Source organism: Streptomyces sp. SID13031 (genome assembly GCF_010548305.1).
Lineage (GTDB): Bacteria > Actinomycetota > Actinomycetes > Propionibacteriales > Kribbellaceae > Kribbella.
In genome coordinates this window covers 117,753-132,509 of sequence record NZ_JAAGLV010000021.1, presented here as the reverse complement: position 1 = coordinate 132,509, position 14,757 = coordinate 117,753, and the positions used below count along the sequence as shown (strand labels likewise).

Genomic DNA, 14,757 nt, shown 5'->3' with positions numbered 1-14,757 from the left:
AGCTGGTTTGTTGCCTGGGCGACTCCTACGGTCGAGCTATGCCCCTCCTTGCCGGCTTCGCCACCACGCTGTCGCTGATCGTCGCGATCGGCGCGCAGAACGCGTTCGTCCTCCGCCAGGGGCTGCGGCGCGAGCACGTGCTGCCGGTGGTACTGATCTGTTCGCTCTCCGACGCGCTCCTCATCTCGAGCGGTATCGCCGGTCTGGGCGCGCTGATCACGAGCAGCCAGACCGCGCTGCACATCGCGCGGTACGGCGGTGCGCTCTTCCTTCTCACGTACGCCCTGATCGCGGCGCGGCGAGCCGTGAACCCGGCGGCGCTGAGGCCGGCCGATCACGCGCCGGCCGCGCTGCGGAGTGTCGTACTGACGTGCCTCGGCTTCACTTTCCTCAACCCGCACGTCTACCTGGACACCGTCGTCCTGCTCGGCTCGCTGGCCAACCAGCGCGGCTCGGACGGCCGCTGGATCTACGGCCTGGGGTCGGTCGCGGCCAGCTTCGTCTGGTTCTTCGCGCTCGGCTTCTTCGCCCGCAGACTCGGCCCGATCTTCGCCAAGCCTCGCGCCTGGCAGTTTTTGGACGGTGGAATTGCGCTGATCATGGCCGGTTTGGGCGTGTGGATGCTCCTGCCTTCGCATTAGCGTGCCCGGTGTGGACTTGCCCAGTGTGGATGTGACGGTGTTGTGCGATGCGGTGGCGGTGTTTCCGGAGGCGGTGGAGACTGCGCTGCCGGGGTGGTCTGCCTCGCATCAGGAGTGGACGGCGGCGTCTGCGCCGGGGAGTGTCGCGGCCGACGGTGGTTGGTGGCTGCACTTCCACAGCTATCTGGTGACTTCGTCGGCGGGCGCGATGCTGGTCGACACCGGGATCGGGCCGGCTGGAGGCGAGGCGGCCGAGTGGCTGGGGACTGTCGGGCGGTTGCCCGCGCTGTTGTCGGCGGCCGGAGTACGGGCTGATGAGATCGACACTGTGGTGCTGACGCATATTCATCTGGACCACGCGGGTTGGAACCTGGAGGCGGCGGTACCGCGCTTCGGGAACGCGACCTACGTGGTGCAGCAGGCGGAACTGGAGCACGCACGCGGCGGGGCGACGTACGAGAGGTTGATCAGGCCGCTCGCCGATGCTGGGCAACTGCGGGCAGTGGATGGGGAGACCTCGCTAGATGGAGGCGTGCGGTTGCTGCCGACGCCGGGGCACACGCCCGGGCATCAGTGCGTGGTGACGTCGCGGGCTGTGCTCGGTGGCGATGTGCTAGTGCATCCGGCGCAGGCGCGGTGGCCTGAGCTGACCTATGTCTATGAGAGTGAGCCTGCGGTGGCGGTGACCTCGCGGCGCGACGTACTGGCGTTGGCGGCAGCTACCGGAGTACCGATTGCTGCCGCGCATCCGCAGACCGCTTTCACCGGCACTGCTTCTCCACTGCCCGCTGTGAGTCCTGGACGCGAGGTCTGCCCGCCACACAAGCTCTAGCGAGGTCTAGCTGGTCAGCGGTAGCCGGTGGTGTCGGCGGGCTTGCCCTGGGACTCGACCTCGACGATGTAGCGCCAGGCGTCGGGCCGGCTGCCGTCCAGGTCGGTGAAGCCGTAGACCTTGGCCAGCTCCCCACTGGACAGCGACTTGCCTTGGTAGCGCGACACCTCGGGGTCGGCGGCCAGTGCCGCCACCGCGCGACCGACGTACGAAGGGCTCTCCGAGATCGCGAAGTGCGGGATCTTCTCGGTCGCGTCGCGCCAGTTCTCCTCTGTGACGCCGAAGCCGTCGAGCATCGCCTCCGAGCGCAGCCAGCCGGGGGTCAGCAGGATCACGGTCGCGTCGTACGGCTTGAGCTCGTGCGCCAGCGCGAACGCCATCCGGCTGACCGCGCCCTTGGCGACGTCGTAGAAGAACGAGACGCGGTAGGTGTCCGCGTTGTACTCGTCGGTGCCGTCGGTCATCTCGATCACCAGGCCGCCGGGTGACTTGATCAGCAGCGGCAGCGCGAAGTGGCTGGTGATCGCGTGCGTCTCGACGCCGAGCCGGAACAGCTTGAGCCCGGCGTCGAGCGACGACTCCCACACCGGTTTGTCCCACTCCGGCTCGCCGGACTGACCCCAGATGTCGTTCACCAGGATGTGCAGCGCACCCTGCTCGGCCTCGATCCGCTCGACGAGTGCCTTCACCTGCTCGGGATCGGTGTGATCGACCCGTACCGCGATGCCGTGGCCGCCTGCCGCGTCGACCAGCTCGGCGGTCTCCTCGATCGTCTCCGGCCGGTTCATCTCCGACCGCTGCGCCCTCGTGGACCGGCCGGTCACATAGACGGTGGCGCCGGCCGAGCCGAGCTGCATCGCAATCCCCCGCCCGGCAGCCCGCGTCGCCCCCGCGACCAACGCCACCTTGCCCGCCAACGGCTTCATAGCTGCCTCCCGCTGTAGCCATACACTGTATGGTTTCGTACCATACGTCGTATGGTTAATGCTGGCAAGCCTGGCCGGCCCCGGGCCGGGGAAGAGCGGCTCAGCCGGCGCGCGATCCTCGAGGCGGCGCTGCGGATCGTCGACGCCGAGGGGATCGAGGCGATGACGATGCGCCGGCTCGCCTCGACGCTCGGGGTGAACCCGATGTCGATCTACCACCACCTGCCGAACAAGGCCGCCGTCTTCGCCGGACTCGCCGAGCTCGTCTTCGCCCAACTGGAGTCCGCACCGTCCGACGACAGCGTTTCCTGGAAGGAGGAGCTGATCGGTGCGGCCGGCGCCTACCGCGCTGCCTTGCGAGCCCACCCGAACCTGGCTCTGCAGATCCTCTCGGACACGTCAGCGGTCTCGGACGTCGTCGTGGTCACCGTCGAACCGTTCTACCGGGCGCTCGACCGGGCCGGTGCGGAACCACGGCAGATCTTCGAGGCCGTGAACACGCTCATCGACTTCATCCACGGCTTCAGCCTCGGCGAGGCGTCGGTCCGCGCCGAGACCTTCGACCTGGCTCCTGATCTGCTCTCCCGCATCAGCAACCTGCCGCCGGGCAAAGCGCCGACGCTGGTCCGCGTGGTCACCGAACTGGGCGCCGAGGGACTGCACTACGACTTCGACAGCGGTTTCGTCACTGGGATCTCCGTGGTCGTCGGCGGCATCGAGGCGCGCTTCGGCTTGTGACTACCGGAGCCATTGAGGCGATTTGCCGAGTCCCTACTCTGGGCACGAGCCTTCGTCGCCGGGCGATCTGACACGGGCCAGCAGTCCCTGCAGTGTGGCGACTTCGCCGGCCGAGAGGTCCGCGAAAAGCGCAGCTTCGACGCCGGCGAGCGCGGCCTCGAAATCACCCCGCCCGGCTCTTGCCCTGCGGGGTGATCTCGACGATGTGCCGGCGCCGGTCGGCGGGGTCGCGCCGGCGTTCGATCAGCCCTCGAGCTCCAGGTCGACTGGACCCTCGGCGCGATCTGCGCCCGCTACTGCAGCACAGTTACCCAACATCACGCCCACGAAGACGCCGCCGTGTTCCCCGCACCTGGCGAGCCGCGAACCGCGGCTCAAACCGGTGATCGATCGGCTGACCGAGGAGCACCTGGTGATCCATGACGCGATCCAGGAGGTCGACCGGGCCCTCGTTCAGCACCTGACCCGGCCGGACAACCACGACGCCATCCAAGGTGCGATCGATCACCTGACCGACACCCTCCTCTCACACCTTGCGTACGAGGAACAGGATCTTGTCGAGCCGCTGGCGAGGCTCGGGTTCTACCCGGACCAGGTACCTGAGTCACGCCTCGGCTTGTAGCGGGAGATCGCCACTCCGACCAGGCAGAGCGCGCCACCGGCGAACGCGAGCCCGGCCGGCGACTCGTCCAGCAGCAGCCAGCCAAGGAAGATGGCCAGTGGCGGGACCAGGTACGTCGTCGCGCCGAGCCGCCCGGCACTCGTCCTGGCCAAGGCGTAGGCCCAGGTCGTGAAGGCGACCGACGTCGGGAACGCACCGAGGAAAACGACCCACCAGATCGTGGACGGCCGGGCATCGGCCGTCTCGCGCACCAGCGCCGGCCCGAACGGCAGGCAGGCGATTGCTCCGATCGTGCAGGCGAGCCAGGTGACCTCGAGCGCGGGCAACCGGCTGAGCAGTGGCTTCTGCGCAACCACTCCGACGGCATAGGCAACCGCGGCCACCAGGCAGAGGACGACTCCCCACGTCTCCGCCTTGCCCTCGGATGAGGACGCGCCGATGAGCACCACCCCACCGAACGCCGCGATGCTGCCGATCACCAGTTGCTTCGGGAACCCTTCGCCGAGCAGTAGCCCGGCGAGCAACGCGATCACTAGTGGGCCGATGTTCACCAGCATCGCCGTAGTACCGGCGTCCAGGCGCTGCTCGGCCAGGTTGAGGGCGACGTTGTAGCCGCCGAACCACACCAGCCCGCAGACAAGAAGCAACTTCCAGTCAGCCTTGGCGGGCCATCGCCGCGGCCGGCTGAACACCAACGCTCCGAGCAGCAGGCTCCCGACGAGCAACCGCCCGAGTGTCAGCGCCCCGGCCGAGAACTCCTGCCCGATATGCCTGATCGCGACGAAGGCCGAGGCCCACAGGACTACGGTCACAGCAGCCGCAGCCGCGGCAAGAACACTCTGGCGTCGATCGGTCGTAGTCACCTGCTGACCGTAGGCGGCGGACACTTCGGCAGACACCTAATAATCGAGGGGACCGCCCGGTTGGATCCGCCTCGTCGAACTCGAAGACCTCAACCCCCTTCTCTCCTTGGCATCAACCACAGACACCAACCGCATTGCCTTCATCAACCGCCTCGCCTCATCCCTCAGCACCCTCCTGCGCTTGTGAAGGCGGCGCAGGCAGAGCCGACGGGGTGATCAGCGCGGTCAGGAACAGTGGGACCGTGAGGCCCGCCACCAGCACCGGCAGCGCGAACCAGACCGACCCCAGCGCGAATCCCGCGTAGACCAGCACGGCGAAGAGCTCGGCGAACAGCCCCGACACCGACGTCACCGTCGCGCGCGCCGGACCCGTGATGGCGTCCTGCAGCCGCGCCTCGGCGACGATGATGACGAGTTGCATCACGCCGTAGCCGATCGCGATCGGCACGAACCCTCCGGCCGTCCCGCTCAACGCACCCCACGCCAGCAACCCGGCCGCCAACGCCAGCCCGACCGCCAGCACCGATCCCGGCCACCGGTACGCCGGACCCGCGAGCGCTCCACCGATCGCCTGGGCGGCAACCGTCCCGGCGATCAGCAACGGCACCAGGGCCGTCGATGCGCCGATCTCCCTTGCCAGCAAGGGAAAATACTCGTCAAACGCAAGGAATCCACCCAGCAGAGCCACCAGCACGACGGCCTTGCGGACGGTGCGACTCGTCGTCACCTCGCTCAACCCCAAGCGAAGCATCGCCACATACCGCCCGAGCGGACCGTCTCCGGCTCCCGTCTCCACCTCCTCCGTCTCATCAGCCGTGGCGACACGGGTCGCTTCCGGCAGGGACAGGCCGACTGCCGCTTGAAGCAGGCAGCTGGCCACGCTGACGGCACCCAGCAGTGGGTAACCACCGAGCTCGAACAGCGGCGCTGCCAAAGCGGTAGCCGCCAGGTTCAGTACCAACGAGGCCGACTTCGCCCTGCCGATCAGCCCGGCGTACCGATCGGCGGCTCCACGCGCGGCGAGTTCGTCGTACACGAGGGCTTCGAACGTGCCGGAGATCAGCGCAGAGCTGACTCCCCACAGGACGAAGCCGAGCGCGAACCCGGCGTACGAGGGAACGACGATCCAGCCGGCGAAGCCCAGACCGCGAACGAGCGCTCCGAGCACCAGCAGCTTGCGTCGGGAGAAGACATCCGCCCAGGCGCCGGAGGGCACCTCGAGCAGGAAAGCGGTCGTCGACCAGATGATGAACAGCGACGAGACCTCCGCCGCCGACAGCCCGTGATCCGTGAACAGCAACTGGTACACCGGATAGAGCGGGATGAAGTCCTGCAGCGCCTCGAAGGCGACGATGCGCGCCGAGAGGCTGCGCGGTACTGCGCTGGGTCGTTGCGGGTCAGGACGTCAAAGGTGCGGGCTCGAGTAAGTCATACCCAAGAAGATATCCGTGAAGTCACTGCCCGAACAGTTCCTTTATTCCGGGTGTGGACAAGTGCAGGACCTGGTAGCGAGTTCCCGGCACGATCCCCGGTTCGCCGCTCCACAAGGTGAAGTGCACCAACTCCCAGCGTGCCGGATCCACAGCGATCGCCGAACTGTGGACACCCGGCATCGCTGCCGTCCGACGCAGCGCCTCCATCGCCTCGGCCACTGGTCCCGCCGGGTCGACGTCGGGCGGCAACTGCCAGACATTCTTCGTCGCACCCACTGCCGGCTGATCCACCTCGCTGCCGGCCAACGAGTCGACGCCGGTCCAATGCCGGACGCTCGGCCGCCCGAACGACCGGCAGATCCCGCTGAAGAACTCACCACCCCAGAGGAACCGGCTCATCCCCGCCGTGTCGTTCCACAGGTAGAAGGGCGCGTACTGGTTCACCACCGACCCGTTTGCCAAGTCCTGCACCAGGTAGGCCTTCACCCCGAGTCCGTCGAAGTCGTCTGTCCGCGCCCCGAAGGTCTCTACCCGCCGCCGGATGATCCCCATGTCGTAGTCCGCCGGCAACGAGATCTCATACTGCATCGCATCCATGCCGTACAGACTAGTAGGTACAGAGACTAATCGGGAAGCGTTTTCGGCGGTGATCCGGCAGGCTCTCTAGATGGCTGACGTGGGCGAGCGGGTGTGGCAGAAGATTCCCGAGGGGGCTCGGGAGGCACTGGAGCGGGGCCTCAGCCCGTCGGAACTGCAGACGGTTCTGCTCCAGATCAGTCGTGAGCGGGCGGGCGCCGTGACGCCGGCTCGGGTGATGCGGCGGTGGCTGGAGGATCGGTTCGTGCGGCCGTCCGGGGTGGATCCGCGGGCGTTGGTCAAGACTCAGGCGAGGTTGTGGGAGCGGCTGCCCGAGCGATTCGCCGGGGTAGAGCTGTCTCCGTTGACGCCGCTGGGGACTTGCTCGGCGGTGGCGACGGTCGACCAGAACAAGATCGTCAGCACGATTCGCAGTACCGAGGTCGCCAGTGATCCGACCAACGAGTTGGCGATCGAGGCCGCTGTCCGGCGGCGCGCGGGGCAGGCGCGCGTGGATCTTGCTGCCTGCCAGCGGGTGGTACGGGCTCAGGCGGTCGATGCGCCGGGGATGTCCGCGCATTTCCAGCTGTTCGCGCTGGTGTCGAGTGCGCGCGACACCGGGTCGGGGCGGATCGAGGCAGAGCTGCTGGTGGATCACCTGCGCTTCTGGCACGACGTACTGGGCGACGAGGCGCAGTTGACGTACACCACGTTCGCGCGGACCGCAGTACGGGAGCGCATCGACGACACTGTGCGGCCTGCGCTGAAGGTCGACCTCAGCGAGGATCCTGAGCGGGACAAGGGATCCAACTACTACTCCGGTACTGCGCTCGGCATCGGCGTCGGGGGCGTGGAACTGGGTGATGGCGGGTTCACGCGCTGGACCGCCGAGTTGCTCGGGGACGCCAAGGAGCGATGCCTGATCTCCTGCATCTCGACCGAGCGCCTGACCGCAGTACTCAGCGGAGCTTGAGCAGGGCCGCTTCGGTGGGCGAGAAGCCGCACGCTTTCACGTAGAAGTCGGCCAGGTGCGGTTCGTAGTCGACGTGCAACCACTCGCAGCCCGCCACCTTCGCCTCCTCGGCGGCGACGCGCACCAGCTCCTTGCCGATGCCTTGTCGCCCGTACGACGGGTGGACGGCCGTGTCGAGCACGAAAGCATGCGCGCCGCCATCCCAGCAGACCTGTACGAACCCGACGAGAAGATCGTTGCTAAAGGCGCCAACCCAGGTGAGCGCATGCCGCGCCAGTCGCACGGCCCACGGCTGCACCTCATCCGGGTGCCCGAAAGCGAGCGCATGCAGGCTGGACAGCTGAGCATCGTCGACTGGGAAGCGCGTGCGGTACTCGATCACAGGGCAGCGCCGGTTACGAGCTCTGCCTAGGCGACCAGGGCGAAGGCTTGGGCAGAGGTGGAGTACGCGGTGGGCGAGGAGACCACTCGCTGCGGGCCAGACTCGGTCACGCGGATCGAGGAGGTCTGCAGGTGCAACGGCAGCGTGGAGCGGACCGCGGTGGCGAGGTCGAACTGCACCTCGGTCAGCAGGTCGGCGAGCTCCAGGTCCAGCGCCCGGCAGATCGCGGCGAGGATCTCCGAGGAGGGCTCCTTGCGGCCGCGCTCGATCTCGGACAGGTACGGCACCGAGACCTGGGCCTGCTCGGCGAGCTCGCGCAGGGTGATTCCCCGCTCGCGCCGCAGCCGGCGGAAGACGTTTCCGATCACCTGGCGTAGCAGCACGTCCGGGCCTCCCCTTGAGGTCGTTGGTTCGATGTCCTGTGTCGAGTGTGCCACCCCGGCCGGGTCTGCGGTGGGCAGATCTGCCATGGGCAGATTCCCGGGACTGCCGGGCGCCGGGCGGCGACGCTGGAGAACATGAGCGAGACCACCGCACCGAATGCCCTCGACAACCACATCTACCAGCGACTGCTCTGGCAGCGCATCGTCGTACTCGGCGACGAGATCAAGGACGAGAACGCGAACGCCCTGTGCGCCCAGCTGATCCTGCTGAACGCCGAGGACCCGAAGGCGGACATCTCGCTGTACATCAACTCGCCCGGCGGCTCGGTGTCGGCCGGGCTGGCCATCTACGACACGATGAACTTCATCAGCAACGAGGTCGCGACGTACGCGATGGGGCTGGTCGCCTCGATGGGACAGGTGCTGCTGGCCTGCGGGGCGGAGGGCAAGCGGTACTCGCTGCCGCACGCCCGGATCATGATGCACCAGCCGACCGGCGGGATGGGCGGGACGGCGACGGACATCAAGATCCAGGCGGAGCAGTCGGTGCTGGCCAAGAAGGACCTGGCCAGGCTGCTGAGCGAGCGCACCGGGCAGCCACTGGAGCAGATCGAGGCGGACTCCGACCGGGATCGCTGGTTCACGCCGGAGGAGGCGCTCGCCTACGGAATCATCGACAAGGTGCTGGAACACCCAGTCGCGGTACCAGCCTGAAGTCGCCTGTACCGGGCTGAGGCCGCTGTGTTGAGCCGAGTCAGCCTGCGGTGAGTGCCTGGGCCAGGTCTGTGGTGAGGTCCTCCGAGTCCTCCAGGCCGATGCTGAGGCGGAGCAGGTTGTCGTGGGGCTTGGCGGACTCGTCGACCAGGCGGTGGGTGAGACCCGCCGGGTGCTGGATGAGGGTGTCGACTCCGCCCAGCGAGACGGCGTGAGTGATGAGTTGGAGCGACGCTGCCACCCGGGCGGCAGCGTCGTACCCGCCTGCAGTGGTGAAGGCCAACACTGCACCCGGCCCGGCCTGCTGGCGTCCGACCAGGCCTAGCGGGTCGCACTCGGGCAGTCCTGGGTAGTAGACGTCATCCACAGCCGGGTGTGTGCTCAGCCAGTCAGCGACCTTCGCTGCCGACGTCTGCTGCGCCCGGACCCGTACCGGCAGCGTCTGCAGTCCCCTGTGCAGCTCGTACGCCGCCAGCGGGTGCAGGAGCCCTCCGGTGAGCGCACGGACCTGCCGAAGCCGGGCGGTCCATTCGGCGTTCGCTGCGACTACTCCACCCATCACGTCGCCATGGCCGCCCAGGTACTTCGTCGCGGAGTGCAAGACGAGTGTGGCGCCGTGTTGCGCGGGTTGCTGGAGTACTGGCGTCGCGAACGTGTTGTCCACCAGCACCGGTACGCCGTTGGCCTGGCGGACCGCGTTGGCGATGTCGACCAGTTCCACGGTCGGATTGGCCGGGGTCTCCACCAGGACGAGCCCGGTGTCGGGGCGGACGGCGTCAGCGATACCGGCGGGGGTCACCCAGCTCACCGTCGTACCGAGGAGACCTGTGGACAACAGGTGGTCCGAGCCGCCGTAGAGCGGGCGGACGGCGACTACGTGCGGGCGGCCCGCGACGACGGTGGCGAGCAGTGCAGCGGAGAGTGCCGCCATGCCGGAGCCGAAGGCGACTGCGCCGTCGCAGTACTCGAGCTCGGCGAGGGCCTCCTCGAAGCGGGCGACATTCGGGTTCCACAGGCGCTGGTACACGAGGCTGCCGCCGTCGGGGCCGTTGCCGAGCGCCAGAGCGTCGTACGAGGCTCCGCCGCTCGCCACGCCGGGCAGCGGGTAGGTCGTGGACAGGTCGATCGGGGGGACGTGGACGCCGAGCGCGGTCAGGTCGTCGCGGCCGGCGTGTACGGAGCGGGTGTCCAGCTGGGTCATGGTCGCCTCCTCGGGGATACGCCTGAGGATGGAATCTTCTGCAGATTTGGTGCAAGAGTTCCGAAGAAAATTCGTCCACAGGCTTATCCACACGCTGTGGATTCTGTGGATGGGACCTACAGTGGGGGCATGCCGAAGGATCGTCGGACGCCTGGACCGGCCCCGCGGCCGGTGTCTGCTGCGCTCGACGAGGTCGATCAGGAGCTGGTCCGGCTGCTGACGGCCGACGGCCGGATGCCGAACAACGCCCTCGCCGAGGCGACCGGCATCGCGCCGTCGACGTGTTTGACGCGCGTCCGCTCACTGCGCGAACGCGGGGTGATCCGCGGTTTCCACGCGGATGTGGATCTGGCTGCCCTAGGCCGGCCGCTGCAGGCGCTGGTCGCGGTCCGTATCGGCGCCCACTCCCGCGACGAGATCGACCGCTTCCGCGCGGCGGCCCCCCGCCTCCCCGGCGTACTGTCCCTCTTCCACGTCAGCGGCGCGAACGACTACCTGCTGCACGTCTCGGCCGAGTCCCCCGACGCCCTCCGCGACTTCGTCCTCGACCACCTCACCGCAGACCCCGCCGTCATCCACGCCGAAACCAGCCTCATCTTCGAACACGTCCGAGGCACCCACACCTAGCCCCTGTGGATAACTCCCCGCCCGAAGCGAGTCAGCTGGATACGCTTGAGTTGGAAGGACAGCAGGCGCGGCAGTGCGGCATCGAAGGTCGTCGGCCAGCGGCGACCGGTCGGTTCGGTTCGGTTCGTTGACTGTTCGGTCGTACCTGTTCTCCGCCACGCCCGGGACTTCGGCGCCACGCCCCGGGCTTCGGCGCCCGGTACGACGTCCTCGGCATCACCCCGGTCAGCGGGGTTTCAGGCCCCAGGCGGTGGCTAGGAGGTCGTACGATTCGCGGCGCTCGGCAGGGTTGTGGATGTTCGTGGTGATGATGAGTTCGTCGGCGCCGGCTGATTGGGCTCGGCGGGACAGGTCTTCGGCCACCTGGTCGGGCGTGCCGACGGTGACCAGGCCTGCCCACTCCTCGACGGCTGCGCGTTCGCCGTCGGACCACGGGTACGCGGCGGCTTCTTCGGGCGAGGGAAGCGGGCTCGGGCGGCCTGAGCGGAGGCGGAGCATGGAGAGCTGGTTCGCGAGGCTCAGGGCTTGGGCGCGCTCTTCCGTCTCCGCGACGATTGCGGCGAGGGCGAGGATCGCGTGGGGCTTCGATTGCTCGGGTGAAGGCTGGAAGAGCTCGCGGTAGGAGCTGATGACACCCGCCGGATCGAGCGTGCCGAAGTGGCCGGCGTAGGCGAAGCCCGTACCCAGCGCCGCAGCCGCCTGGCCGCCGTACGCGCTGGAGCCGAGGATCCAGACGGGCGGCAGCGGGACGTCGTCCGGCTGCGCGGAGATCGGGGCGAACGGGTGCCCGGCAGGGAAGCCCTCGGCGTACGCGCGGAGCTCGGCGTACTGGTCGAGGAAGTCGTCGGCGGCGAGGGCCTCGCGGCTGCGGCGGAGGGCGAGCGCGGTGCGCTGGTCGGTGCCGGGCGCGCGGCCGATGCCGAGGTCGATGCGGCCGGGGTACAGGCCGCCGAGGACGCGGAAGGATTCGGCGACCTTGAGGGGTGAGTGGTTCGGCAGCATGATGCCGCCGGAGCCGACACGGATCGACGAGGTCGCGGCGGCGACGGCCGCGATCATCACCTCGGGGCTCGTGCTCACCACGCTGGAGATGTTGTGGTGCTCGGCGAGCCAGTACCGGTGGTAGCCGGCCGCCTCCGCGCTTCGAGCAAGCTCAAGCGTCTCGTGCAGCGCCTCGGACGGACGAGTCCCCGTCGGCACCGGCGAAAGGTCAAGCACGGACAGGGGCATCGCTTCAGCACTCACGTTGAATGCCAACCGCCGCCCCTCGCCAACTATTCCGCCTCACCCGTACTACGGCACCGCGCTCCCGCCCGCCCGAACGCGGGCGCGACGCAGCACCCCCAAGGCTGAGGTCGCGCTCGACGCGAACACGGGCGCGGCGTAGTACCGGCCAACCGGTACTACGAGGTCGGTGCTCGCCCGTCGCCGTCGCCGTCGCCGTCGCCGACGGCGGGCCGAGCGGGCCGAGCGGGCCGAGCGGGCCGAGCGGGCCGAGCGGGCCGAGCGGGCCGAGCCAACTTTGTGCACGGCCTGAGCAATTCGGCCGGAGCTCGGCGCTCAGGCCGTGCACAAGGTGGCTGGCGTGGGCGACATTGGGGACTGGGTGGGGGTTGGGCGGGTGGGTCGTGTCCAAAGCGGGGGGGTCAGGCGGGGTAGGGGGTGGTGGTGGTGCGGGCTTCGCGGAGGGGGCGGGACCACCAGGCCAGTTGGGTGAGGAGGGTGGCGGCGGCGAGTGGGGTGGTGGGGTCGGTCGGGGTGCCGTCGGGGGTTGAAGGGGTCGGTTGGCTGGTGGAAGCTAAGGGTTTCGCGGATGGTGACGGCGTGGAGTTCGCCGAAGACCTGGCGGAGTTGCTCGGCGGCGCGGAGACCGCCCGAGCGGCCGCCGTAGACGATGAAGGAAACCGGTTTCGCGTACCAGGGGCGCCGTACTGCGTCGATCGCGGTCTTCAGGTCGCCCGGGTAGCCGTGGTTGTACTCCGGGCAGACGATTACGAACGCATCCGCCTCGTCGATACGGGCGGGGAGGTCGGCCAGAGGTGTGCGGTCGAGGTCGATCAGGTCGAGCTTGAACTCGTCCCGGCTCTCAACCTCCCGCGCAAACCACTCAGCCACAACGGTGCCGAACTTACCCGGCTCAGAATTCCGGACCACCAACGCCAGACGAAGCGGATGCACAGTCACCCCTCGACGCTAGAACCTCAAGCCTCCTTGAGGTCAAGCCCGACCGGCGAGAGCGCACGTCGCCGGGAGCGGCGCAAGACGGCACGGCGCGAGACGGTACGGCGTCGGCAAGGCGGCGGGCCGCTAGTCGGTCGGCGAGGGTGCGGATGGCGGGGTCGGCGATGAGTCGGCCGGAGTCGGCGGGGTCGCGGAGGTCGGCGGGGTCGCGGGCGCCTCGGATGGTGCTGCTGCAGGCGGGGTTGCGGGTGGGGCCGGTGGGGTGTTGAGGGCCAGGGAGGTGTTGGCGGCACGCATTAGCTCGACCGACTCGGCTGATTGGCCGGGCGGGGCTTCCGCTTCGCTTCGCTCGCTCGACGAGTCGGTGGCATCGCCTGTGTCGGCGGTGCTGGCGGTTTCGGTACCGACGGTTTCAGTAGCGGCCGTTTCGGTGCCGGCGGATTCGGTACCAGTGGTTTCGGTACCAGTCGTTTCGGCGTCGGTGGTTCGCGCCGTGTCGGTGGTTCCGGCGTCGGCAGGGCTGGCATCGGTGGAGCTGACCTCGGCGGTGGTGGGGAGGAGGACGCCTACTGATTGCCAGGCTTGGGTTACGGCGGTTGTTTCGGGGGAGGTGGGGCCGTACATGGTGCTGGCCGTTCTGTGAGTTGCTTCGGCGAAGGTGGTGAAGGTGGTAGTGGGGGTGAGGGTGCCTGAGGTCAGGGTGGTGTACCAGATCTGGCCGGGCTTCTCATAGGCGTTGCCGCCCAGGGTTGTGGCCAGTAGGTAGAAGGCGTGGTTGGGGATGCCGGAGTTAAGGTGGACTCCCCCGTTGTCGTCGGTGGTTTCGACGAAGCCGGACATGTGGGCCGGCTGTGGGTCGCGGCCGAGGCGGGGGTCGTCGTACGCCGTACCGGGGGCCTTCATCGAGCGGAGGGCTACTCCTGCGACGCCTGGGCGGAAGAGTTCGGCGCCGATCAGCCAGTCGGCTTCGGCGGCGGACTGGCCCAGGTGGTGCTGCTTCGCGAGTGAGCCGAAGACATCGGAGAGGCTCTCGTTGAGCGCGCCCGACTGGCCTTCGTAGACAAGCCCGGCCGTGTACTGCGTGACGCCATGCGTCAACTCGTGGCCGGTGACGTCGATCGAGCGGGTGAAGTCGCCGAAGATCTCGCCGTCCCCGTCGCCGAACACCATCTGCGCGCCGTCCCAGAAGGCGTTCGCGTAGCCACGGTCGAAGTGCACCGTCGAGTTCAGCGGCAGTCCGGCGCCGTCGACCGAGTCGCGGCCGAAGCATTCCTTGAACATCGTCCAGGTCGCGCCGGTGCCGTCGTAGGCCCGGTTGACGGTCTCGTCCGCGACGGCCGGGTCGCCTTCGCGCCTGGCCGGAGTCCCTGGCAGGCAGGTGCCGTTCTCCGCATCGTGGACGACCCGTCGCGCTCCGGCCTCGCTGCCTTCAAGCTGGGCAGAGCCTTGCCCGAAAGCGGCGGGGCGGCTCCGGAGTACGGCGTCGTGCTGCAGCGACTGGCGGTAGCGAGCGCGCAGATTCGGGTCGTCCGCGGTGCGCTCGAGGTGTTCGAGCAGGTACGGCGGGACGATGTGGTGGACCGTCATGGACCTGATCGTGCCCTTTCGGCCGGGTACCGCAAAGAGCGAAATGCGATAAACTCAAGGATTTGTGGCTGCTACCAG

Annotated in this window: 18 protein-coding genes; 8 read left to right on the top strand and 10 right to left on the bottom strand. The window is 68.4% G+C overall.

Annotated elements, in window-relative coordinates; genetic code table 11:
* The first annotated feature begins 38 nt into the window (after window positions 1–38).
* Both G3I17_RS33170 and G3I17_RS33165 read left to right on the top strand, forming a co-directional pair.
* The gene (locus G3I17_RS33170) at window positions 39–641 is read left to right on the top strand and encodes a LysE/ArgO family amino acid transporter (protein WP_164602048.1); all 603 of its coding nucleotides are present in this window, start codon (window positions 39–41) and stop codon (window positions 639–641) included.
* Between the two features lie 10 nt (window positions 642–651).
* Window positions 652–1,473, top strand: coding sequence for an MBL fold metallo-hydrolase (locus G3I17_RS33165; RefSeq protein WP_203591100.1), 822 nt, complete (start codon window positions 652–654; stop codon window positions 1,471–1,473).
* 14 nt (window positions 1,474–1,487) lie between these two features.
* Here G3I17_RS33165 and G3I17_RS33160 read toward each other — a convergent pair whose 3' ends face one another.
* Window positions 1,488–2,399: an SDR family oxidoreductase gene (locus G3I17_RS33160; protein ID WP_164602046.1), complete on the bottom strand. Its 912-nt coding sequence runs from the start codon at window positions 2,397–2,399 to the stop codon at window positions 1,488–1,490.
* A gap of 51 nt (window positions 2,400–2,450) precedes the next feature.
* Here G3I17_RS33160 and G3I17_RS33155 point away from each other — a divergent pair, with 51 nt between their 5' ends.
* Together G3I17_RS33155 and G3I17_RS41265 are read left to right on the top strand one after the other, a co-directional pair.
* Window positions 2,451–3,137, top strand: coding sequence for a TetR/AcrR family transcriptional regulator (locus G3I17_RS33155; RefSeq protein WP_164602043.1), 687 nt, complete (start codon window positions 2,451–2,453; stop codon window positions 3,135–3,137).
* Between the two features lie 94 nt (window positions 3,138–3,231).
* Complete coding sequence (locus G3I17_RS41265; RefSeq protein WP_343238500.1) at window positions 3,232–3,759, top strand: hemerythrin domain-containing protein; 528 nt, start codon at window positions 3,232–3,234, stop codon at window positions 3,757–3,759.
* On the opposite strand, the gene G3I17_RS33145 is transcribed toward G3I17_RS41265, so the two are convergent.
* From G3I17_RS33145 to G3I17_RS33135, 3 genes are all read right to left on the bottom strand, one after another.
* Window positions 3,720–4,622, bottom strand: coding sequence for a DMT family transporter (locus G3I17_RS33145; protein WP_164602041.1), 903 nt, complete (start codon window positions 4,620–4,622; stop codon window positions 3,720–3,722). The genes G3I17_RS41265 and G3I17_RS33145 overlap by 40 nt on opposite strands.
* 157 nt (window positions 4,623–4,779) lie before the next feature.
* On the bottom strand, window positions 4,780–5,931 hold the full coding sequence (locus G3I17_RS33140) for an MFS transporter (RefSeq protein ID WP_343238499.1): 1,152 nt from the start codon (window positions 5,929–5,931) through the stop codon (window positions 4,780–4,782).
* Between the two features lie 145 nt (window positions 5,932–6,076).
* Entirely contained in the window at window positions 6,077–6,652 is a 576-nt protein-coding gene (locus G3I17_RS33135) for a DUF4865 family protein (protein WP_164602039.1), read from the bottom strand.
* 70 nt (window positions 6,653–6,722) lie between these two features.
* Here G3I17_RS33135 and G3I17_RS33130 point away from each other — a divergent pair, with 70 nt between their 5' ends.
* Entirely contained in the window at window positions 6,723–7,604 is an 882-nt protein-coding gene (locus tag G3I17_RS33130; protein ID WP_203591098.1) for a hypothetical protein, read from the top strand.
* On the opposite strand, the gene G3I17_RS33125 is transcribed toward G3I17_RS33130, so the two are convergent.
* Together G3I17_RS33125 and G3I17_RS33120 are read right to left on the bottom strand one after the other, a co-directional pair.
* Complete coding sequence (locus G3I17_RS33125; protein WP_164602037.1) at window positions 7,591–7,986, bottom strand: GNAT family N-acetyltransferase; 396 nt, start codon at window positions 7,984–7,986, stop codon at window positions 7,591–7,593. The genes G3I17_RS33130 and G3I17_RS33125 overlap by 14 nt on opposite strands.
* Before the next feature lie 26 nt (window positions 7,987–8,012).
* Window positions 8,013–8,456: a helix-turn-helix transcriptional regulator gene (locus G3I17_RS33120; protein ID WP_203591097.1), complete on the bottom strand. Its 444-nt coding sequence runs from the start codon at window positions 8,454–8,456 to the stop codon at window positions 8,013–8,015.
* A 39-nt stretch (window positions 8,457–8,495) separates the two neighbouring features.
* Between G3I17_RS33120 and G3I17_RS33115 the strand changes: the two genes are divergently transcribed.
* A complete protein-coding gene (locus G3I17_RS33115) occupies window positions 8,496–9,083 on the top strand; it encodes an ATP-dependent Clp protease proteolytic subunit (protein ID WP_275402611.1) in 588 nt (195 codons plus the stop codon).
* A 40-nt stretch (window positions 9,084–9,123) separates the two neighbouring features.
* Here G3I17_RS33115 and G3I17_RS33110 read toward each other — a convergent pair whose 3' ends face one another.
* Window positions 9,124–10,284, bottom strand: a complete 1,161-nt coding sequence (locus G3I17_RS33110) for a PLP-dependent aspartate aminotransferase family protein (RefSeq protein ID WP_164602033.1) — start codon at window positions 10,282–10,284, stop codon at window positions 9,124–9,126.
* A gap of 129 nt (window positions 10,285–10,413) precedes the next feature.
* Here G3I17_RS33110 and G3I17_RS33105 point away from each other — a divergent pair, with 129 nt between their 5' ends.
* Window positions 10,414–10,911, top strand: a complete 498-nt coding sequence (locus G3I17_RS33105) for an Lrp/AsnC family transcriptional regulator (protein WP_164602031.1) — start codon at window positions 10,414–10,416, stop codon at window positions 10,909–10,911.
* A gap of 225 nt (window positions 10,912–11,136) precedes the next feature.
* Here the strand turns inward: G3I17_RS33105 and G3I17_RS33100 are convergent, their stop codons facing one another.
* Window positions 11,137–12,141, bottom strand: coding sequence for an LLM class flavin-dependent oxidoreductase (locus G3I17_RS33100; protein WP_164602128.1), 1,005 nt, complete (start codon window positions 12,139–12,141; stop codon window positions 11,137–11,139).
* Window positions 12,142–12,325: 184 nt separating this feature from the next.
* On the opposite strand from G3I17_RS33100, the gene G3I17_RS41845 reads away from it, so the two are divergent.
* Complete coding sequence (locus tag G3I17_RS41845; protein ID WP_275402605.1) at window positions 12,326–12,448, top strand: hypothetical protein; 123 nt, start codon at window positions 12,326–12,328, stop codon at window positions 12,446–12,448.
* Window positions 12,449–12,471: 23 nt separating this feature from the next.
* Here G3I17_RS41845 and G3I17_RS33095 read toward each other — a convergent pair whose 3' ends face one another.
* Both G3I17_RS33095 and G3I17_RS33090 read right to left on the bottom strand, forming a co-directional pair.
* Window positions 12,472–13,026 carry an NAD(P)H-dependent oxidoreductase gene (locus G3I17_RS33095; protein ID WP_343238498.1) on the bottom strand — a complete coding sequence of 185 codons (555 nt, stop codon included), beginning with the start codon at window positions 13,024–13,026 and terminating at the stop codon, window positions 12,472–12,474.
* A 192-nt stretch (window positions 13,027–13,218) separates the two neighbouring features.
* Complete coding sequence (locus G3I17_RS33090; RefSeq protein WP_343238497.1) at window positions 13,219–14,679, bottom strand: M4 family metallopeptidase; 1,461 nt, start codon at window positions 14,677–14,679, stop codon at window positions 13,219–13,221.
* Window positions 14,680–14,757 lie beyond the last annotated feature (78 nt).